Here is a 19,291-nt window from a genome sequence, read left to right as displayed (position 1 = left end):
AGGAGAATCCCATGAAAGTCAGCGAGATCATGTCCCGCGACGTGCAGGTGGCGCGTCCGGACGAGTCCATCCAGAGCGTCGCCAAGCGCATGAAGGAGATCGACGTCGGCTCCCTGCCGGTCTGCGACGGCGACAAGGTGCAGGGCGTGGTCACCGACCGCGATATCGCCATCCGCGCGGTGGCCGAAGGGCGCAGTTTTGAAAGCGCGGTCTCCGACATCATGACGCCCGACGTGGAATACGTGTTCGACGACGATGACGCTGCGGAGGCGGCCGATCGCATGGCCGATTCCCAGATCCGCCGCCTGCCGGTGGTGGACCGCGACAAGCGCCTGGTCGGCATACTGGCGCTGGGCGACCTGACCGGGAAGATCAAGGATCGCAAAACGGGCCAGACGCTGGAGGAGATCAGCGAACCGACGCGCTCGATCTGAATTTGACGGAACGCACGGCGTGGCGTCGCCGTAGCGGGTTCCTATCTATCGAGCAGGCGTCCGGGCGAACCAAACCGCCCGGACGTCCGTTGGAATGAAGACTCGCAGCGAAAGGTCGTCGGGTGTTCGATTTCAAGGATTCCCCTACTCACAATCCGATCCGGCTCCATCCGGCCGATGCACCCTATTTCGGCGCGCCGGGCCGCGTCGGCTTCCACCTGATCGACACCACCATGATGTATGCGCCGCGCTCCGGCGGGGTGAAGCGCTACCTCACCCACAAGCGCGAGTGGCTGGCTAGGCGCCGGCCGGATGTCGAGCACACCCTGGTGGTGCCCGGCGCCACGACCGGGCTCGAAGCCCCCGGCGTCGTCACGGTCGCCGCCGCGCGGCTGCCGTTCGGCGACGGCTATCGGATGCCCGCCTCCACCACCAAGTGGGAGACGGTGCTGCGGATGCTGGAGCCGGACGTGATCGAGGCCGGCGACATCTTCGTGCCCGGCCACGCAGCCCTCGAGGCCGGCGCCTCGCTCGGCGTGCCGGTCGTGGGCTTCTGCCATACCGACGCGGCGGCGCTCGCCGCCCTGCACTTCGGCGAGTGGGCGGAAGCGCCGGCCATGAAGCATTGGGCCGGGACCTTCCGGCGGTTCGACCGGGTGGTGGCGCCCAGCCGTCACATGGCCAATCGCCTGGCCGAGGCCGGCGTCGACAAGGTGACGGTGCAGATGCTGGGCGTGGACGTGGAGCGCTTCCACCCCTCGCGCGCCGATCCCGCCCGGCTGAAGCGCCGCCTGGGCGTGCCGGCCGATGCGCGGCTCCTGGTCTTCGCCGGACGCCCCGCAAGGGAGAAGAACATCGACAGCCTGGTCTGCGCCGTGGAGCGCCTGGGCGAGCCCTATTGGCTGCTGCTGGTCGGCGCCGGCAAGGACGCGCACTATTCGCCCCGCGTGATCCCGATGGCCTATGAGCGCGACCCGATCAAGCTGGCCGAACTGATGGCCAGCTGCGACGCCCTGGTCCACGCCAACGAGAACGAGCCCTTCGGCCTGATCGTGCTTGAGTCCCTCGCCTCGGGCGTGCCGGTGGTCGGCCCTTGCCGCGGCGGCGTGGCCGAGCTGATCGACGAGACGGTGGGCCAGCGCGCCACGCGCTGCGACCCCGCCGGAATGGCCGAAGCCATCGAGGCCCTGTTCGCCCGCGACCAGGCGCCGATCAAGACCGCCGCCCGCCGCCGCGCCGAACAGCGCCACACCTGGGACACCACCTTCGAAGGCCTGTGCCGCCTTTATGGCGAACTGGCGGTAGGCCGGCCGGCCTCGGTGCAGCTGCGGGCCTAGGGAGCCGCTACCGCCCCGTCGGCACGTCCTTGAACGGCACGTCCTTGTCCACCCGGATGTCTCCGGGCAGGCCCAGCACGCGTTCGGCGATGATGTTGCGCAGGATCTCGTCCGTGCCGCCCGCGATGCGCAAGCCCGGCGCGAACATGAGCGAAGAGTGGAAGCCGCCGCGCATCAGGGCCAGCTCCGGATCGTCGATGATCCCGTACTGATCCAGCATCTCCAGCGCCGTGTTGGCCAGATCCTGCATCTGGCCGGCCGAGACGATCTTGCCGATCGAGCTTTCCGGGCCGGGCGTCTGCCCCCGGGATAGCGCGGTCATGGTGCGGTTGCGGGTGTGCTTCAGCCCCTCGGCCTGGACGTACCAGTCGGCCAGCTTCTCGCGCAGGGCCTGATCTTTCAGGGCCGAGCCGCCGTCGAGGCCCGGCGTTCCGCGGGCGGCCTCCAGGAACTGCGACCAGCCCATGCCCGTGGCGCCGCCCACCGCAAGCCGCTCGTTCATCAGGGTGACGAGGGAAACCTTCCAGCCGTCGCCGACGCCGCCCAGGCGCTGGCTGTCCTTCACCCGCACATTGGTGAAGAACACCTCGTTGAAGCCCGAGCCGCCCGACATCTGGTGGATCGGCTTCACCTCGATGCCTGGATCCTTCATGTCGACCCAGAACATGGTCAGGCCCTTGTGCTTGGGCACGTTCGGATCGGTGCGCACCACGACGATGCCGTAGTCGGAGAACTGCGCGCCGGTGGTCCACACCTTCTGGCCGTTGATGATCCAGTCGCCGGAGCCGTCCGGCGCCGGCTCGGCCTTGGTGCGGGACGCAGCCACGTCGGAGCCGCCTGCGGGCTCCGAGAACAGCTGGCACCAGATCTCCTCGCCGCGGATGGCCGGGCCCACGAACCGCTTCTTGGTCTCGTCGTCGGCGAAGGTCATCACCGTGGGCACGCACATGCCCAGGCCGATCTGGAACGGGTTGGGCGGGATCGGATACTTGGCCTCTTCCTGGTTGAAGATCACCTGCTGGATCGGATTGCCGCCCTGGCCGCCCCATTCCTTGGGCCAGGTAATGCAGGCGTAGCCGGCGGCGGCCTTCTTCGCCTGCCAGGCCTTGGAGGCGGCCATGGAATCCCCGCCGCCCTCGGGGTCTCCGCCCACATGCTGCTTGGGCGCGTTGGCGGCGAGCCAGTCCTGGACCTGCTTGCGGTAGGCGGCTTCTTCGGGCGTGTCGTTGAAGTCCATGATCCTACTCCCTTACGCGGCTTCGGCGTTGCGGCGCTCGAGCTGGCTGACCAGCCGTTCCTTCCAGACCCGGGGCGCGCCGGCCACGAGCGAGAGCTGGCGCGAGCGCCGGTAGTGCAGGTGGCAGTCCACCTCCCAGGTGAAGCCGATACCCCCGTGGGTCTGGATGTTCTCCTTCGAGGCGAACCAATAGGCTTCGGAGGCGGCGATGCGCGCCGCCGCCGCCGCGGTCGGCAGCTCCGGCGCATCGGTGTTGAGCGCCCAGGCGCCGTAATAGGCGTTGGAGCGGGCCAGCTCGTTCTTCACGTACATGTCGGCCAGCTTGTGCTTGATCGCCTGGTAGGAGGCGATGGTGCGGCCGAAGGCGTAGCGGTTGAGCGCGTAGTCCTTGGCCATTTCCAGGCATTGGTCGGCGCCGCCGCACTGTTCGAAGGCCAGCAGCACGGCGGCGCGATCGAAGACCTGCTCCATCAGGGAAAGGCCCTCGCCCGCCCCGCCCAGGCGGCGCGCAGGCGCCCCGTCGAAGGAGAGTTTCGCCGCGTCGCGGGTCGGATCGAGGGTCTTCAGCGGCTCGCGCGTCACGCCTGGGCCGGTCAGATCGACCAGGAACAAGCCGGGCTTGCCGCCTTCCTTGGCCAAGACCACGGCGACGGTGGCGATATCACCGTCGGTCACCGGGAGCTTCACGCCGCTCAGCTTGCCGTCCGTCACCGTCGCCTGGAGGTTGGCGGCGGAGACCGCCCCCGGCCCCTCGGAGGTCGCCATGGCGCCGATGACCTCGCCCGCCGCGATCTTCGGCAGCAGTTCGGCCTTCTGCTCCTCGCTCCCGGCCAGCATCACCGCTTCGGCCAGGAAATAGACGGTGGAGGCGAAGGGGATGGGCGCCAGCGCCCGGCCCAGCTCCTCGGCGATGGCGCAGAGCTCGACGCGGCCCAGCCCCAGGCCGCCGTGGGCCTCCGGGATCGCCGCGCCCAGCCAGCCCTGCTCGGCCACCGCCTTCCAGAGGCCTTCGTCATAGGCCTTGGCCTCGTCGTCCAGCACCTGGCGCACGCGGCTGGTCGGGCAGTTGGCCTGGAGGAACTTTCGCGCCTCGTTCTTCAGGAACTTCTGGTCGTCGGAAAAGTCGAAATTCATCTCTGGCCCATCCCGCGGTTGCGGTGTCTGTCGTTTCCTCGGCGCCACCATACGCAGCCCGCGCGCCTTGGAAAGATTGACCTCGCGTCAAGAATTTCAGGGTCTTATGCGCGCCTCGAGGAGCCCAGCAGAGGCGCGGAGATGGCCAAGGCGGTATTCCAGCGGAACCAGAAGGTCTGGGTCGAGAGCGTCGGCGCCTGGTCGGTCGTGGAGAAGATCGTGCCGGTCTGGGCCCGCGGGTTCGACGAGCCGGTGCGGGTGACCTACGACGTCGGCCTGGGCCGCGAATTCCTGGCCCACGAGTTGAAGGCCGAGCAGGACGCCGGAGCCGATCCGGCCGCCGACGGCGCCCGCTGGCGGCTCCTGCGGGCGCGCAACAAGTGGCAGACCGAAGACGACTGCCGCCACCATCCCTATCCCGGCACCTATCCGGTGGTGGTGACCGACGCCAACGACTGGGGCGGTTGGCGCGTGCCGGGCGCCGAATACGACCGCGACCCGCACAAGATCGAGGCCCAGGCCCGGCTGATCGTCGCCGCCCCGCGGCTGCTGGCGATCGCCCGCGAGCTCAGGGCCATGGTCGAGGAGAATCCTGACGATGCGCCGCCGGAGGTGCGCCGCCTGGCCGACGCCGCCCGGCAGATCGACCGCTATCTGGCCGAAGTGCCGGAAGCCGACGCGAGCCCCGCCGAAGCCGCCGAATAGGGCTCCGCGCCCTCCACGGCGCCCAGGCCCGCGATCCAGCCATCGAGCCGCCGCCGGGTCTTCACCGTGATCTCCGCGCAGCGCCGCAGCCGCGCGGCCCTCGCCAGCAGCCGATCCAGGGCCTCCGGCGTCAGCCGCCCCTCGGCGGTGGCGTGCAGCAGGGCGGCCTTGAAGACCTGATAGGCCTGTTCGGCGCCGGCCATGGCCGCGCTGTCGGGCGTCGCGACCTCGTCAGCCTGCAGGATGCCCGCCGCCGCCGCCCGCAGCGGCCCGAAGCTTGCGGCGAGATCCGGCGCCTGGGGATCTGGGCCGTCGAGATCCCCAGCCAGCTCCGTCAGGTCCTCCAGATGCTGCAGGCCACGCAGCAGGTCCGGCAGGGCGTCCACCACGGCGGCCGGCAGGGGCCGAGTGCTGAGACCGGAGATGAAGGCCCGCACCGCCTCGGCCAGCAGCCGCAGACCCGAGCGGACCGCCTCGTCGGCGGGCCGAAGGGGGGCCGCCAGACCCCGCTGGAGCAGGGCGAAGACGAGGGCGCGCATTTCGGAGAGCTCAATGACCAGTCCACGCAGGGCGAGGTCCGGCACGGCCAGGAGGTTGGCGTCGAGATGGCGCGGCCGCCCGATCTGTTCGGCCGGGGTGGCGAAGAGGCGCGCCAAGCGCTGCTCCAGCGGCCTGGCGAGCGGGACGATCACGGCGACGCCGGTCAGGTTGAAGAGCGTGTGGAAGATGGCCAAGACGGCTGGCGGCTCGGCGCCGAGACCGACGAACTCCGCCGCCTCGTGGCTGATCGTCACGAACACCGGCAGCAAGGCGAGCGCCACCGCACCGGTCAGCAGGTTGAAGGCGATGTGGGCCATCGCCACCCGCCGCGCCGGCGGCGTCGCGCCCAGGGTGGCGAGCAGGGCTGTGGAAGTCGTCCCGATATTTGTCCCGACTACGACGGCCGCAGCGACGAGCAGGGGCGCTGCGCCCTGAGCCACGGCGGTCAATGTGATCGCCACCGCCGCGCTGGAAGATTGGGTGAGCAGCGTCAGGGCCGCGCCCAGGCCTACGGCGAGCATCAGGGTCGCCGGGTCGGCCGGGCGCCCGGCGAGGCCGAACTGAGGCGCCAGGTCGGAAAAGGCCGACTGCAGGAAGCCGACCCCCAGGAAGAAGGCGCCGAAGCCGGCGAGCGCCTCCCCCGCCCCGCCCAGCCGCACCCGCCCGGCCGCGGCCAACCGCAGCAGCATTCCTGTCCCCAGCAACGGCAGGGAAAGCGCGCCGACGTCGACCTTCACCCCCACCATGGCCACCAGCCAGCCGGTCATGGTGGTGCCGACATTACTGCCGAACACCACCCACATGGCCTGGGAAAGCGTCAGCAGGCCGGCGTTGACGAAGCCGATCGTGGCGACGGTGACGGCGCTGGAGGACTGGACGATGGCGGTGATCAGGAAGCCCGCCGCCAGTCCGCGCAACGGAGAGTGGGTCCAGGACTGCAGCAACGCGCGCAAGGCGTCGCCGGCGGCGAGCTTCAGCCCCTCGGTCATCATCCGCATGCCGAGCAGGAAAAGGCCGAGGCCGCCCAGCAGCGCCCCCAGCGTCGGCATGTCGAACATCAGGCTCCTCCGCGCCGGCCGCCCGGCGCGGTGTCCGGCGGCCCTGGTCCCTCAGGCCGCCGGATCGAAGCGGCCGTCTAGAACTTGTAACCGAATCCCGCCGAAACCACCCAGGGGTCCAGCTTCACCTTCGACTTCAAGGCGCCGCCGTTGATGGTGGCGTCGGTCTCGAAGAACACCTTCTTGACGTCGAGATTGGCGCTCCACGGCCCCTGGACGGCGATGTCGACCCCGGCCTGCAGGGCGTAGCCGAAGCCGTCGTCGAGATCGACACGGAAGCCGTTCTTGTCCTCGCCGCTGTAGAAGATCATGTAGTTGACGCCCGCGCCCACATAGGGGCTGACCCGCGCCTGCGGCGCGAAGTGGTACTGCAGCGAGACGACCGGCGGCAGCACCCAGGTCTCGTGCACCACGACGTCGGTTCCCGGCCCCTGCGCCTTCACCTTGTGATGAGTGGTCCCGGCGATGACTTCCACGGCGATGTTGTCGGTCAGGAAGCGGGTGAGGCCGATGGTCGGCATCACGTCGTCCTTCACCTCGGCCCGCAGGCCCGTCGCGACGCCCGCGGCGGTCACGATCGGGTCGCCGGCGTCCGGCGAAACCTGGGTGGCGCGGACGTTCAGCATCCACTGCCCCTGGGCCTTGGGCTGGAAGTCCTGGGCCTGTGCGGCGCCGGCGCAGGCGAGAGCGGCTGCCCCGGCGAGCGCGAAACGAACGATGGTCATGATTATCCCCAAACTTTGTGTGGCTATCGCCTCGCACCGGGGATCGCGCGAACGGCCAGGCTTGGCTTTGACAAGGCGCAATTCGCGCGACCGTACGTAGAGCCCCCTGGCGGGGCGCGCGGGCCGTGGCTAAATGCCGGCCATGCGCACCGACACGCCCCAGCCCATCCGGCTATCCGACTACGCCCCGCCCGCCTTCCTGATCGAGACGGTGGATCTGGCTTTCGACCTGGCGCCCCGGGCGACGCGGGTGAAGGCGAAGCTGGCCGTGCGCCGAAACGGCGACCATGACCTGCCCCTGGTGCTAAACGGCGAGCGGCTGAAGCCCGTCTCGGTCGCGATCGACGGGCGGGTGCTGAACGAGGGCGAGCGGACCATCGACGCCGAGTTCCTGACCATCCCGAGCGTCCCCGACGCCTTCCTCCTGGAGACCGAGGTCGAGATCGACCCGGAGGGGAACAAGGCGCTGGAAGGCCTCTACATGTCCGGCGGCCGGTTCTGCACCCAGTGCGAGGCCGAGGGCTTCCGCAAGATCACCTGGTATCCCGACCGGCCGGACGTGCTGTCGCGCTTCACGGTTCGGATCGAGGCCGACGAGCGGTTCCACCACCTGCTGTCCAACGGCAACCTGGTCGAGGCGGGCGATCTGCCCGGCGGGCGCCACTACGCCGTCTGGAACGACCCATTCCCCAAGCCCTGCTACCTGTTCGCCCTGGTGGCCGGCGAGCTGGACGTGCTCGAGGACAGCCTCGTCACCATGAGCGGCCGGAAGGTCGAGCTGAAGATCTTCGTCGATCCCGGCATGGCGCCGCGCGCCGCCTACGCCATGGACGCGCTCAAGCGCTCGATGAAATGGGACGAAGAGGCGTTCGGCCGCGAGTACGACCTCGACCTCTTCATGATCGTGGCGGTGCGCGACTTCAATTTCGGGGCGATGGAGAACAAGGGGTTGAACATCTTCAACTCCTCGCTCCTGCTGGCCGACCCAGCCACGGCCACCGACCTGGACTACGAGCGCATCGAGAGCGTCGTCGCGCACGAATATTTCCACAACTGGACGGGCGATCGGATCACCTGCCGCGACTGGTTCCAGCTGTGCCTGAAGGAGGGGCTGACCGTCTTCCGCGACCAGAGCTTCTCGGCCGACATGCGCGGCGAGGCGGTGCAGCGGATCAAGGACGTGAAGGCCCTGCGCGCGCGGCAGTTCCCCGAGGACCAGGGCCCGCTGGCCCATCCGGTGCGGCCGTCCAGCTATCTGAAGATCGACAACTTCTACACCGCGACCATCTACGAGAAGGGCGCGGAGGTGATCCGGATGCTGAAGACCCTGATCGGGGCCGACGCCTTCCGGAAGGGCACGGACCTCTATTTCGAGCGCTGGGACGGCCACGCCACCACGGTGGAAGCCTTCATCGAATGCTTCGCCGAGGCGAGCGGGCAGGACCTCTCGGACTTTTTCGCCTGGTACGAACAGGCCGGCACGCCGAAGCTGACGCTCAGCCACGCCTACGACCCGGCGGCGAAGCGGCTTGAAATCGAACTGTCGCAGGAGACCGCCCCCACTCCGGGCCAGCCGGAGAAAAGGCCCCTGCCCATCCCCGTCACGCTCGGCCTGCTGGACCGCGACGGCCGGACCCTGGCCTTCGAGCGCGACGGCCAGGCTGCGGACGAAATCTTGGTCGTCCTGAAGGACGCCAAAGCCAAGGTGACTTTGACGGGGGTGGAGTCTCCGCCGGTCATCTCCGCCCTGCGGGGCTTCTCCGCGCCGGTGACCCTGGTCCAGGACGCCCCGGCCAAGGACCGCTACGTCCAGCTCGCCGCCGATCCCGATCTCTTCAACCGCTGGGAAGCCGGCCAGGCCCTGGCCCGCAGCCTGATCCTCGCCCGCGCCAAGGGCCGTCCCGACGAGGTGGGCGAGGAGCGCTTCGCCGAAGCCATGGGCCGCGCCTTGGGCGACCAGGCGTCCGACCCGGCCTTCAAGGCCCTGTTGCTGGCGCTGCCTGCGGAGTCCGATCTGGCGCTCGCCCTACAGCCGGCCGATCCGGCCGCCATCCATGCCGGGCGCGAGGCCTTGCGCACGCGGCTGGCGCTGCATCTGGGCGAGGACCTGAAGCGCCTGCATCTGGGCCTGCAGGAGATGGGCGAGTTCTCGGCCGACGCCGCCAGCGCCGGACGCCGCGCCCTGCGCAACGCCGCCCTGGACCTGATGGCCGCCAATCCCCGCTCCGACGTGCTCGAACTGGCCGAGGGCCACTATCGCGCCGCGGCCAACATGACCGACGCCATGGGCGGGCTTTCGGCCCTGATGCTGATCGGCGGCGAGACCTATGAAGCCGCGCTCGCCGACTTCTACGAGCGCTGGAAGGCCGAACCCCTGGTCGTCGACAAGTGGTTCGCCCTGCAGGCCCGCGATCCGGCCGAGTCGGCGCTTGGCCGCGTGCTGGGCCTGACCGCCCACCCGGCGTTCGACGCCAAGACGCCCAACCGCCTGCGGGCGCTGGTCTCCACCTTCGCCAACTTCAACCCCGCCCGGTTCCATGATCCGAGCGGCGCCGGCTATCGCTTCCTGGCCGACCAGATCCTGGCGGTGGACGGCTTCAACCCGATGACCGCCGCCCGCCTGGTGGAACCGCTGGGCGGCTGGCGTCGCTATGCGCCCGCGCTGGGCGCGCTGATGAAACGGGAGCTGGAGCGGATCGCCGCGACCGAAGGGCTTTCCAAGAACGTTTACGAACTGGCTAGCAAAGCCCTGGCAGAGTGAATTCCTTAGAAACTCCGATACTTGCGGCGAACAGGGGGATTTCGCGCCGATGGCCGTTTCGCTCAACAAGGTGAAGTTCCTGGTCGTCGACGACAACGCCCATGCTATCAACTTGGTAAAGACCATGCTGCGGGGCTTCGGCACCGACCGGCTGGACGACGCCCAGACCATCGAAGCCGCCAAGCAGCGGATGAAGGCCAACCCGGCCGACATCGTGATCCTCGACTACATGATGGGGACGGAGGAAGGCGTCACCTTCGCCCGCTGGCTGCGCAACGCGCCCGACAGCCCGGCCCCCTACACGCCGATCATCCTGCTGACCGGCCATGCGGATCTGACCCGCGTCATGGCCGCGCGCGACGCCGGCGTGAACGAGTTCTGCATCAAGCCGGTGACCCCCGCCGACCTGATGAAGCGGATTGTGCAGGTCATCAACAATCCCCGCCCTTTCGTGCGCAGCGCCACCTATTTCGGTCCCGACCGCCGCCGGCGCGACGATCCCGCCTACAAGGGGCCGGAACGCCGGGCCGACCGCAAGCCGAAAGCCTGAACCGGAAAATCCGCCGCGCCACGCCAACAACCCGTGACGCGAGTCTTGGGCTTGCGTAGAATCTTGCCCGGGGTGACTCGCTCGTCGCGCCGGCGTTGACCGCGCCAGGCGGGGGGCGGCCGGTCGGACGCGAGGTTCCGCGGGGGAGCGTCGCGAGCGCGCAGAGGAGCGGCGGTCTTTTGGCCAAACGCGGGGGAGATGACGCGGCCGAGGACGGCAAACCTTGGCCGTACGGTGGGCTCGCCTCCGGTTCCAGCCGGCCCGCCGTTCAGCGCTTCATCCGCATCGCCATCCTCTCGACGCTGCTGCTGCTGGCGATCTACACGGCCTTCGCCATCATGCGGATCACCCGCGAACCGCAGGCCGCGACCATGGCCAACGCCGTGCTGCCCGGCCGCAGCGAAGCGCTGGCCGCTCGCCTGGAGGCCGAAGGGGCGGCCCTGCGCGCCGGCCTGCTGGCCGCCCGCAAAGCTCTGAACGACCGCCCCGAGGCGCCGCTCGAGGCGGCCGAGACGGCGCTCGCCGCCGCCGGCCCGGCCGCAAGCGCCGCCGCTGTCCTGGAGGGAACCCAGGCGGTCGCCGCCTCCGGTTCCGCCGAGGGCCTGGACACCGGCGCCTTCGCCGCCGCCGCCCGGCGCTCCGGGCGGGAAATCTGGTTCGCCGCCACGCCGGAAGGCGCAAGCCTGGTGGCCGTCGTCTCGCTCGACGGGGAGCGCGCCGTCGTCCTGGCGGGCGCGGAGGGCCGGCTTGTGCGCCTGTTGGCCGCCGATCAGGCCCAGACCCTGTTCGACCGCCAGGGCCTTCTGCTCGCCTCCAACGCGGCCGGCGGCCTGGCCGAGGCCGCCACCCTGACGGAAGCCTTTGGCCTGCTTCCCGACGCCCTGCGCCGCGACGGGGGCCTGGTTCGCGCCCGGCGCCCCGACGGGGCGGCGCTGGACCTCTCGGCGCGGCCCGCCCTCGGCGGCGCCCTGATCGGCGTCTCCACGGCCGCCTCCGGGCCTTCGGAGCTGCGCGCCACCGCCGAGCAGGTGGCCTGGCTCGTTCTGCCGCTCGCCGCCGCCTTCGCGCTCGGCGTGCTGCTGCTCAGCCAGAGCCGCAAGATCGAGCGAGCCCAGGACGCCTTCGTCGCCTCGGAGCAGCGCTTCCGCATGGCCGTGGAGGCGGCGCGCTGCGGCATCTGGGAGTGGGACCTGGCCACCGACCGCATGTTCATGTCCGACGTCACCGGCGCCATGCTGGGATGGGGCGGCGGCGGGGTGGTCGCGGGTCAGGAAGTGCTGGAGCGCGTCGCCCCCGAACACCGGGAGCGGGTCCGCCAGGCGCTCGCCGCAGCGGCGGCCTATGGCGGCTTCGACGTCTCCTTCCGCACGCCGGCGCGGATCGGCGGCAAAACCCTCTGGATCGACGCCCGCGGCCAGGCCTTCGGCCCGGCCGGGGTCGGCGGCTACACCCGGATCATCGGCGTGGCCCTGGACGTCACCGAGGAGCGCCTGGCCCAGGCCCGCGCCCAGGCCGCCGAGAACCGGCTGCGCGACGCCATCGAGAGCGTGTCGGAAGCCTTCGTGCTCTGGGACCGCCACGGGCGGCTCCTGATGTGCAACCAGAACTATCGCAGCTTCTTCTCCATCGATCCCGATCTGCTCAAGCCCGGCGCGCCCTACGACAAGATCACCCGCATCGCGCGGCTTGCGATCCAGCGGGAGAGCGAGGCGCCGGAGGGGCGCCGCGGCCAGCGCGAGGCCGAACTGGCCGACGGCCGCTGGATTCAGATCTCCGAACGCCGCACGGCCGAGGGCGGCCTCGTCATGACCGCCGCCGACATCACCGTCATCAAGACCCAGGAGGAGGCGCGCCGGCTGAAGGAGGAGCAGTTGCAGCGCGCCGTGGTCAGCCTGGAGCAAAGCCAGGAGCAGCTCTCGGAACTGGCCCGCAAGTACGAGGCCGAGAAGGTCCGCGCCGAGGCGGCCAACAAGGCCAAGAGCGAGTTCCTGGCCAATATGAGCCACGAACTGCGCACGCCGCTGAACGCCATCAACGGCTTCTCCGAAATCATGGTGGGCGAGATGTTCGGGCCGCTGGGCGACGGGCGCTACAAGGGCTACGCCCAGGATATCCTCTCCTCCGGCCAGCACCTCCTGGCCCTGATCAACGACATCCTCGACATGTCGAAGATCGAGGCCGGCAAGATGACTCTGAAATTCGAGCCGCTGGCGCTTGAAGAGGTCGCCGAAGACGCCGTGCGCCTGGTCCGCAACCGCGCCGAGACCGCCGGCCTGGACCTCGGGCTGCAATTCCCGGCCGACCTGCCGGAGGTGGAGGCCGACTATCGTGCGGTCAAGCAGGTGCTGCTGAACCTGCTTTCCAACGCCATCAAGTTCACGCCCCGCGGCGGCGAGGTGAGCATCCGCGCCGAATTGCGCCAGGATTCCCTGGGCGAGCGGGTGCGGATCAGCGTCCGCGACACCGGCATCGGCATCGCCGAGGAAGACCTCGCCCGCCTGGCCCGTCCGTTCGAGCAGGTGGAGAACCAACATTCGAAGACAACCCAGGGCACGGGCCTGGGCCTGGCGCTCACCAAGGCGCTGGTGGAGATGCACGGCGGGGCGCTGGACCTGAAGAGCGCGCCGGGCGAGGGCACCGTGGTCAGCTTCTCCCTGCCCGTTCGCCAGACCGGCCTCGGCTTGGTCCCGGCGGCCGGCGCCGCGGCTTAAGGCCGCTCGTCAGACCGGTGTTTCATCCGGTGGGGGGGCCGTCCCAGGGCCTCGGCGAAGCGGGCGCGATCCCCGGCGGACAGGTCGCCGGCGAAATCGACGATGCGGTCCTCCATGGCGGTGCGTGCGGCCAGTTCCTTGGCGCGGGCCTCGGCCAGGGCGCGGCGGGCCCCCTCAGCGTCGAACGGCTCGGCGCCGAGCCGTCGCCAGGCCTCGGCGCGGGCCAGCCGCGCGCTCCGCAGCTCGGCGCGAATCTCGCGGTCGCGCAGCAGCTCGCCATAGGCGTGACGCTGATCCTCCGACAGGCCGCGGGCCGCCGACCACAGGGGCGGCCCCCCGGCCCGCGGCGTCGGGCCCTCGCCTTGCATCCGGCGCCCGACCACCAGTCCGCCGAGCACGGTCCCCACCAGGAACAGGTTCAGGGCGAGCGAGACGACCAGCAGGACGGTCAGGCGGCGCGATCCCATCAGGCGGACTCCGTCGGCAGCAACAAGGCGTCGTAATCGGCCGCCGCGCTCAGCGCCTCGCTCGCGGCGGTGGGTTGGGTCACCTGATCCGAAAGGGCCACGCCCAGCGCCAGGCCCGCCGCGCAGGCGGTGGCCAGTCCGGCGCCCAGGCCCGCGCGCCACAGCCAGTCCGATAGCCGCCGCCCGGCGCGCCGGGGCCGCGGCGCGCCGGCGATCACCCTTTCGAGCAAGGCGTGGGAGGCGGCCTGCGGGCGCCACGCGTCCAGCGCGGCGTCAAGCTCGTCCGCCCTGGCCAGCACGTTGCGCGCGAAAGCCGGCTCGGCGGCGAGGAACAGGGCGGCGCCCTCCCGCTCGGCCGCCGGCCAGTGGGCCATCTCGCCCCCATAGGCCTGGGCGAGGGCCTGGAACCGTTCTCGGGTCATGCGCGCCTCCTCATCGGTCCACCACATCCGACAGCGCCTTGCGCAGCGCTCGGCGGCCGCGCGAGAGCAGGCTTTCCAGAGCCTCGACGCTGACCCCCATGAGGGCGGCCGCCTCGATATTGCCGAGCTCCTGGTAATGGCAAAGCGCGATCGCCGCGCGCTGGCGGTCCGGCAGGGCCGCCATGGCCGCGGCCACGCGCCGCCCCACGTCCTGCGCCTGCAGGCCCCGGTCTGGCCCCGGCCCCTCGTCGGGCCGGTCGGGCGGGTCGGCGACAGCGGTCTCCCGCCGCTTGCGCAGGCGGTCGTAGCAGAGGTTGAGCGCCACCCGGTGCAGCCAGGTGTCCAGACGCGCCTCGCCGGTCCGCCAGCTCCCGGCCTGCCGCCAGGTCCGCAGCATGGTCTCCTGGGCCACGTCCTCGGCCTCCGCGGCGTCGCCGAGCATCCGCTGGGCGAGCGCCAGCACGCGCGGCAGCTTGCGCGCCACCAGCGCGCGCGCCGCCGCCGGATCGCCCGCGGCGACACGCGCCAGAAGCGCCTCGTCCGACTCGCCCAGCTCCAAGCCTCACCTCGCCTGCCGGCGGACTATAGCGCTCAGTCGGTCTCACGGCCCCGGTTCTGACGCATGGCGGCCAGTTCGTTCTTGCTGAGCCAGCCGTTCTTATCCGTGTCGGCCCGGTCGAACCGCCGCTTCGACGCCGCCTCGAGCTCCGCCCGGGACAGAAAGCCGTCCTTGTCCGCATCCGCCAGGTCGAACATCGTCCGGGCCCGGGCCGGCGCGCCGGCGCTGATCAGCCGCGCCCGATCCGCCACGGCCGACATCTCCGCCCGGGAGATGCGCCCGTCCTTATCGGCGTCCAGCCGGGCCAGCATGCCGTCGGCCTGCACCTTCTTGAACTCTGCGAAGGTCACTCGGCCGTCGCCGTCCAGATCGGGGTTCGGCGCCCGCATCTGCGCCTGAGCCGCGCCCGCGACCAATGCGAGCGCGAGGCCGAGCATCATGGTCTTCATCGAAACCGGTCCCTTCTTCGACGCCTTCGAAGACTTGAACGGCGATCCTCACGCCTTCCGTCGCCGTGCTCCGCTGCAAAGCGCTAGGATGATCCAGTCCCTGGAGGCGTTTATCCCGCCACGAGGGCCTCGTAGGCGCTCCGGGCGGCGGCCTGGGCGGCGTCGAGCCGGGTGCGGAGCGCGGAGAAGTTCTTCGCACCGCCGGCGCGGGCGAGCAGGGTCTGAAACGCCCGCGGCTCCGAGGAAGGGTCGCGGTCGTCGCCCAGCGCCACCTTCAGGAGTTGGGTGAGGTCCTGCTGGAGCTTCCAGGCGCGCATCAGGTCGTCGACCAAGACCTTCGGAGCCAGGCCGGCGGCCTTGAACGCCTCCAGCGCTTCAGCGGTGTTCTGGCGCAGGGGTCCGCCGTCGGCGGCGTGGGCGAGCTGCAGGAACTGGGCGGCGAACTCGATATCCACCAGGCCGCCCGGGGAGAGCTTCAGGTCCCACGGCCCTTTCGGCGGCCGTTCCCGCTCCATCAGCTCGCGCATCTCGCGCACATCCGCGGCGGTGCGCCTGCGCTGGCGCGGCTTGCGCAGGGCCGCCTCCAGGGCGCCCGCGGCGTCCTGGGCGAAGGCCTCCGAGGTCGCCCACACAACCCGCGCCCGGGTGAGGGCCAGGAATTCCCAGGTTTCGGCCTCCCGGCCGTAATAGTCCTCGAAAGCGGGAAAGCTGACCGCCACCGGCCCCTTGGTGCCGGAGGGGCGCAACTGCATGTCCACCTGATAGAGCTCGCCCTCCGCCGTCGGCGTGGAAAGCGCCGCGATCAGCCGCTGGGTGAAGCGCGCGTAGAACACCTCCGCCCCCCACTCCTTGATGGAGGACGCCGCGGCCGGGTCGGCGGCGCGGTAGAGCGTCATGAGGTCGAGGTCGGAGCCGGCGCTCATCTCGCGCGAGCCGCACTTGCCCTGTGCGATCACCGCCACCTCGCCGGGGAAGGCGCCGCCCAGCCGCTCGGTCTCGGCCAGGGCGACGGGCGCAAGAGCCTCGATGCAGATGTCGGCCAGGTCGGCGAAGGCGCGGCCGGCGGCCTCAGCGCTCGCCGCCCCGCTCATCACCTGCACGCCGACGCGGAAAGCCTGTTCGCGATGGACCCTGCGCACAGCGTCCATGGCGCCTTCGAAGCCGTCCGCGCGGGCGAGCGCCAGGGCCAGCGCGGCCTTGTCCTCATCCCGGTCGATTTCGGCGAAGAAGGCGCCGTCGAGCATGGCGTCCAGCGCCGCAGGCCGACGGGCGAGCGTCGTCGCCAGGCGCGGGGCGAAGGCCATGACCTGGACGATCAGCTCGAACAGTTTGGGCTGGGCGAGGAACAGCGACTGCAGCTGCACGCCGGACGACAGCTTGGAGAAGAAGTCCTCGAACCGGGTGAAGGCCGCATCCGGGGCGTCGGTCGCCTGGGCGGCCTCTAGCAGGCGCGGGGCCAGCCGGGTGAAAAGCTCGCGTCCCCGCTCGGTGCGGGTGGCGGGGATATGGCCGTGGTGCCAGCTGCGAATGGTCTGGGCGATGCGGGAGGGGTTGGAGAAGCCCATGCGCGATAGGGTCGCCAGGGTCTCCGGATCGTCCTCCACCCCGGTGAAGACCAGGCTGCCGAAGCGCGAGGACAGCTGCTCTTCCTCGGGGAAGAGCTCGCCATAACGCCGGTTCACGGTGCGCAGGATGCGCCCAATGGCGGCGTCGAAACTGGGCAGGCGATCGAAGCCGGAGAGCGCGGCCACCCGCCGTCGGTCGGCGTCGGACTCAGGGAGCTTGTGCGTCTGCTCGTCGGCCAGCATCTGCACCCGGTGCTCGGCGGAGCGCAGGGCGACATAGGCCTCCGCCAGCTCCTCGGCCGCGGCGGGGGCCACATGGCCGGCGTCGCGCAGGGCGAAAAGGGCGTCGAGCGTGCGCGGCGACCGCAGCTCCGGATTGCGGCCGCCGAGGATCAGCTGCTGGGTCTGGACGTAGAATTCGATCTCCCGGATGCCGCCGCGGCCCAGCTTCAGGTCCACGCCCTTGGCGGTCAGGCGCTCATCGACCTTGTGCACGTGGATCTGGCGCTTGATGGAATGGATGTCGGCGATAGCCGCGAAGTCGAGGTTCTTGCGCCAGACGAAGGGGGCGAGCTCCGCCAGGAAGGCCCGGCCGCGGGCCACATCGCCGGCGCAGGCGCGCGCCTTGATGAAGGCCGCCCGCTCCCAGTTCTGGCCCACGCTCTCGTAGTAGTCGAAGGCCGCCGGCGCGGGCACGGCGGGCGGGGTGGAGGACGGGTCCGGCCGCAGCCGCAGGTCGATACGGAAGACATAGCCGTCGCCGGTCTTGTCCTGCATCAGCTCGGCCAGGCGATGGGTCAGGCGCACCGCGAAGGCTTGGCTCTCCAGACCCTCGGCCAGCGGCAGGGCGTCGGGCTCATAGAAGACCGAGATGTCAATGTCGCTGGAATAGTTCAGCTCGTAGGCGCCGTGCTTGCCCATGGCGATGCAGAAGAAGCCCGGGACCGGCCCCGCCTCCCCTTGTCCCATCTGCAGCAGGCGGCCGGCCTCCAGCTCGGCGCGGGCGGCCACGGTCAGGGCGGCGGCCAGGGCGGCGTCGGCGAAACGGGTCAGCGCGCCGGTGACGTCGTCCAGGCCCCAGGCGTCGCCGAGGTCGGCCAGCGCGATCAGCAGGTGCGCCTCGGCCTTCAGCTTGCGCAGGCCCGACTTCGCGGCCTCCCAGTCCGCCTCGGCCAGGGCGGCGGTGCGCGCCAGAAGGTCCTCGAAGCGCGGGGCAGGATCGGCCTCCAGCAGAGCCCGCAGCCGGTCGGGACTGCGGCGCGCCAGGGCGGTCAGATAGGGCGAGGCGGCGAAGACCGGCGCGAGCGCCGGCCAGGCCGCGTCCAGCAGGTCCGTCCAGCCCTCGGCGGCGGCCGGCTCCTCCAGCACGGTCCGCATTCGCTGGGCGGCCTTGGGATCGACGATGGGGCCACAGGGCTGAAGGCGGTCGACCAGGCGAGTCATGCCGGTGAGCTTAGCGGCTCCGGTCACCAGATTTCACTAGCCGCGACTCGCCGTCTGCGCTCCTCATTCCGGCGAACCGGAGAGCCCCCATGCGCGCGACGGATATCCTCACCCTCTCGCCCCTGCGCAAGCACGACGACCTCGCCCTCCTCGCCCTGCGGCTGATGGTCGGCGCGTTCCTGATCTGGGGGGTCTGGGACAATATCGAGAGCCCCGCGCGAGTGGCGGAGTTCGAGACGTTCCTGGCCCGCCACGGCTTTCCCTATCCCGGGTTCATGGCGCCGCTGTCGGTGTGGGCCCAGTTCCTGTGCGGAGCCGGCCTCGTACTGGGCCTGCTGACCCGCTGGGCGGGGCTGGTCTGCGCGATCAACTTCGTCGTCGCCATCCTGATGGTCGACATGCACCAGGGGATCCGCGGCGCCTTCCCTTCCGCCTGCCTGGTGCTGATCGGGCTATATCTGGCCACCCACGGGCCGGGGCGGTTCGCCGTCGACAGCCTGTTCGGCGGCGGCGGGAAGCGGCGGTAGGACGTCAGCGCGGGGGGCCCGACTTGCGCGCCTCCGCCACCAGACGGCTCAGGTCCCGATCATCCAACCCGCCTTCTACGCGATAGGGCCCGACCAGATAGGCCGGCGTTCCGCGGAAGCCGAGCGACCACGCCTGGCTGGCGTGGCCGGCGAGCTGGGCTTCGATGGCCTGGGCCTGGGCGGCGCGGTCGGCCTGCAGTCGCTCCCAGTCGGCGCCGGCGGAAGCCACGGCGCGGCGGAGACCGTCGGCGTCGAGCGGCCCCTTCGCCGTCATCAGGGCGCGGTGGACCTGCAGGTACTTGCCCTGACTGCGGGCGGCCAGCGCGACCTTCGCCGCGTCCTCGGAGGCTGCTCCGAGGATCGGCCAGTCCTTGTAGATGACCTGCACGCCGGGATCGGTGGCGATCAGGCGTTCCAGGGCCGGATCCGTGCGCCGGCAGATCGCGCACCGATAGTCGGTGAACACCACGACGACGACTTCCGGGTCCCGCGCGCCGATCCGCGGCGAGCCGCCGTCCTCCAGCACCCGCGCCACCACCGGCGTCAGGGTGAGCTTCGCAGCCTTGGGCGGCCGGCTCTGCAGCCCGGCGGAGACGGCGACGGCGGCGAGGACCGCCGCAGCCAGAGTCAGACGGGGGCGGCGCCCAGCGAGCGAGGCCAAGCCTCC

At 70.7% G+C, this 19,291-nt stretch carries 17 protein-coding genes; 7 read left to right on the top strand and 10 right to left on the bottom strand.

From position 1 onward, the window contains the following. Nucleotides 1-11 precede the first annotated feature (11 nt). Nucleotides 12-434 (top strand): CBS domain-containing protein, encoded by a 423-nt coding sequence (locus ACK41C_RS11460; RefSeq protein ID WP_409654177.1) that lies wholly within the window; start codon nucleotides 12-14, stop codon nucleotides 432-434. Between the two features lie 122 nt (nucleotides 435-556). Further along, nucleotides 557-1,771, top strand: coding sequence for a glycosyltransferase (locus tag ACK41C_RS11455; RefSeq protein WP_409654174.1), 1,215 nt, complete (start codon nucleotides 557-559; stop codon nucleotides 1,769-1,771). Between the two features lie 7 nt (nucleotides 1,772-1,778). On the opposite strand, the gene ACK41C_RS11450 is transcribed toward ACK41C_RS11455, so the two are convergent. Beyond that, nucleotides 1,779-3,008, bottom strand: coding sequence for an acyl-CoA dehydrogenase family protein (locus tag ACK41C_RS11450; protein ID WP_409654172.1), 1,230 nt, complete (start codon nucleotides 3,006-3,008; stop codon nucleotides 1,779-1,781). A 12-nt stretch (nucleotides 3,009-3,020) separates the two neighbouring features. Further along, on the bottom strand, nucleotides 3,021-4,142 hold the full coding sequence (locus ACK41C_RS11445) for an acyl-CoA dehydrogenase family protein (protein ID WP_409654169.1): 1,122 nt from the start codon (nucleotides 4,140-4,142) through the stop codon (nucleotides 3,021-3,023). Between the two features lie 141 nt (nucleotides 4,143-4,283). Here ACK41C_RS11445 and ACK41C_RS11440 point away from each other — a divergent pair, with 141 nt between their 5' ends. Continuing rightward, entirely contained in the window at nucleotides 4,284-4,847 is a 564-nt protein-coding gene (locus ACK41C_RS11440) for a hypothetical protein (RefSeq protein WP_409654167.1), read from the top strand. Here the strand turns inward: ACK41C_RS11440 and ACK41C_RS11435 are convergent. Both ACK41C_RS11435 and ACK41C_RS11430 read right to left on the bottom strand, forming a co-directional pair. Beyond that, nucleotides 4,793-6,445, bottom strand: coding sequence for a Na/Pi cotransporter family protein (locus ACK41C_RS11435; RefSeq protein WP_409654165.1), 1,653 nt, complete (start codon nucleotides 6,443-6,445; stop codon nucleotides 4,793-4,795). The two genes, ACK41C_RS11440 and ACK41C_RS11435, sit on opposite strands and share 55 nt — an antisense overlap. Before the next feature lie 77 nt (nucleotides 6,446-6,522). Further along, a complete protein-coding gene (locus ACK41C_RS11430; RefSeq protein ID WP_409654163.1) occupies nucleotides 6,523-7,170 on the bottom strand; it encodes an OmpW/AlkL family protein in 648 nt (215 codons plus the stop codon). 142 nt (nucleotides 7,171-7,312) lie between these two features. On the opposite strand from ACK41C_RS11430, the gene pepN reads away from it, so the two are divergent. The 3 genes from pepN (at nucleotide 7,313) to ACK41C_RS11415 (ending at nucleotide 13,192) form a co-directional block, all read left to right on the top strand. Continuing rightward, a complete protein-coding gene (pepN, locus tag ACK41C_RS11425; protein WP_409654161.1) occupies nucleotides 7,313-9,931 on the top strand; it encodes an aminopeptidase N in 2,619 nt (872 codons plus the stop codon). A 49-nt stretch (nucleotides 9,932-9,980) separates the two neighbouring features. Next, the gene (locus tag ACK41C_RS11420) at nucleotides 9,981-10,481 is read left to right on the top strand and encodes a response regulator (protein ID WP_409654158.1); all 501 of its coding nucleotides are present in this window, start codon (nucleotides 9,981-9,983) and stop codon (nucleotides 10,479-10,481) included. A gap of 179 nt (nucleotides 10,482-10,660) precedes the next feature. Continuing rightward, the gene (locus tag ACK41C_RS11415; RefSeq protein ID WP_409654155.1) at nucleotides 10,661-13,192 is read left to right on the top strand and encodes an ATP-binding protein; all 2,532 of its coding nucleotides are present in this window, start codon (nucleotides 10,661-10,663) and stop codon (nucleotides 13,190-13,192) included. Here the strand turns inward: ACK41C_RS11415 and ACK41C_RS11410 are convergent. From ACK41C_RS11410 to ACK41C_RS11390, 5 genes are all read right to left on the bottom strand, one after another. Continuing rightward, nucleotides 13,189-13,659 (bottom strand): periplasmic heavy metal sensor, encoded by a 471-nt coding sequence (locus ACK41C_RS11410; RefSeq protein ID WP_409654152.1) that lies wholly within the window; start codon nucleotides 13,657-13,659, stop codon nucleotides 13,189-13,191. The two genes, ACK41C_RS11415 and ACK41C_RS11410, sit on opposite strands and share 4 nt — an antisense overlap. Further along, nucleotides 13,659-14,081: a hypothetical protein gene (locus ACK41C_RS11405; protein WP_409654149.1), complete on the bottom strand. Its 423-nt coding sequence runs from the start codon at nucleotides 14,079-14,081 to the stop codon at nucleotides 13,659-13,661. The genes ACK41C_RS11410 and ACK41C_RS11405 overlap by 1 nt, the downstream gene beginning before the upstream one ends. 10 nt (nucleotides 14,082-14,091) lie before the next feature. Continuing rightward, nucleotides 14,092-14,640 carry an RNA polymerase sigma factor gene (locus tag ACK41C_RS11400; RefSeq protein ID WP_409654148.1) on the bottom strand — a complete coding sequence of 183 codons (549 nt, stop codon included), beginning with the start codon at nucleotides 14,638-14,640 and terminating at the stop codon, nucleotides 14,092-14,094. Between the two features lie 32 nt (nucleotides 14,641-14,672). Further along, nucleotides 14,673-15,089 (bottom strand): EF-hand domain-containing protein, encoded by a 417-nt coding sequence (locus ACK41C_RS11395; protein WP_409654146.1) that lies wholly within the window; start codon nucleotides 15,087-15,089, stop codon nucleotides 14,673-14,675. 110 nt (nucleotides 15,090-15,199) lie between these two features. Beyond that, entirely contained in the window at nucleotides 15,200-18,097 is a 2,898-nt protein-coding gene (locus ACK41C_RS11390) for a bifunctional [glutamine synthetase] adenylyltransferase/[glutamine synthetase]-adenylyl-L-tyrosine phosphorylase (RefSeq protein ID WP_409656650.1), read from the bottom strand. An 89-nt stretch (nucleotides 18,098-18,186) separates the two neighbouring features. Between ACK41C_RS11390 and ACK41C_RS11385 the strand changes: the two genes are divergently transcribed. After that, the gene (locus ACK41C_RS11385) at nucleotides 18,187-18,624 is read left to right on the top strand and encodes a DoxX family protein (RefSeq protein ID WP_409654143.1); all 438 of its coding nucleotides are present in this window, start codon (nucleotides 18,187-18,189) and stop codon (nucleotides 18,622-18,624) included. A gap of 4 nt (nucleotides 18,625-18,628) precedes the next feature. Here the strand turns inward: ACK41C_RS11385 and ACK41C_RS11380 are convergent, their stop codons facing one another. Then, nucleotides 18,629-19,285, bottom strand: a complete 657-nt coding sequence (locus ACK41C_RS11380; RefSeq protein ID WP_409654141.1) for a DsbA family protein — start codon at nucleotides 19,283-19,285, stop codon at nucleotides 18,629-18,631. Between the last annotated feature and the right edge of the window lie 6 nt (nucleotides 19,286-19,291).

This window comes from Phenylobacterium sp., assembly GCF_046290725.1.
In the GTDB taxonomy this organism is placed as follows: domain Bacteria; phylum Pseudomonadota; class Alphaproteobacteria; order Caulobacterales; family Caulobacteraceae; genus Phenylobacterium.
This window is presented reverse-complemented; position numbering and strand designations above follow the sequence as displayed.

Excerpts from the sequence above, each read along its gene's own strand:
- ACK41C_RS11460 (WP_409654177.1), top strand. The coding sequence starts at position 12 with ATGAAAGTCAGCGAGATCATGTCCCGCGACGTGCAGGTGGCGCGTCCG.
- ACK41C_RS11450 (WP_409654172.1), bottom strand. The coding sequence starts at position 3,008 with ATGGACTTCAACGACACGCCCGAAGAAGCCGCCTACCGCAAGCAGGTC.
- ACK41C_RS11445 (WP_409654169.1), bottom strand. The coding sequence starts at position 4,142 with ATGAATTTCGACTTTTCCGACGACCAGAAGTTCCTGAAGAACGAGGCG.
- ACK41C_RS11440 (WP_409654167.1), top strand. The coding sequence starts at position 4,284 with ATGGCCAAGGCGGTATTCCAGCGGAACCAGAAGGTCTGGGTCGAGAGC.
- ACK41C_RS11435 (WP_409654165.1), bottom strand. The coding sequence starts at position 6,445 with ATGTTCGACATGCCGACGCTGGGGGCGCTGCTGGGCGGCCTCGGCCTT.
- ACK41C_RS11430 (WP_409654163.1), bottom strand. The coding sequence starts at position 7,170 with ATGACCATCGTTCGTTTCGCGCTCGCCGGGGCAGCCGCTCTCGCCTGC.
- pepN (WP_409654161.1), top strand. The coding sequence starts at position 7,313 with ATGCGCACCGACACGCCCCAGCCCATCCGGCTATCCGACTACGCCCCG.
- ACK41C_RS11420 (WP_409654158.1), top strand. The coding sequence starts at position 9,981 with ATGGCCGTTTCGCTCAACAAGGTGAAGTTCCTGGTCGTCGACGACAAC.
- ACK41C_RS11410 (WP_409654152.1), bottom strand. The coding sequence starts at position 13,659 with ATGGGATCGCGCCGCCTGACCGTCCTGCTGGTCGTCTCGCTCGCCCTG.
- ACK41C_RS11405 (WP_409654149.1), bottom strand. The coding sequence starts at position 14,081 with ATGACCCGAGAACGGTTCCAGGCCCTCGCCCAGGCCTATGGGGGCGAG.
- ACK41C_RS11395 (WP_409654146.1), bottom strand. The coding sequence starts at position 15,089 with ATGAAGACCATGATGCTCGGCCTCGCGCTCGCATTGGTCGCGGGCGCG.
- ACK41C_RS11390 (WP_409656650.1), bottom strand. The coding sequence starts at position 18,097 with ATGACTCGCCTGGTCGACCGCCTTCAGCCCTGTGGCCCCATCGTCGAT.
- ACK41C_RS11385 (WP_409654143.1), top strand. The coding sequence starts at position 18,187 with ATGCGCGCGACGGATATCCTCACCCTCTCGCCCCTGCGCAAGCACGAC.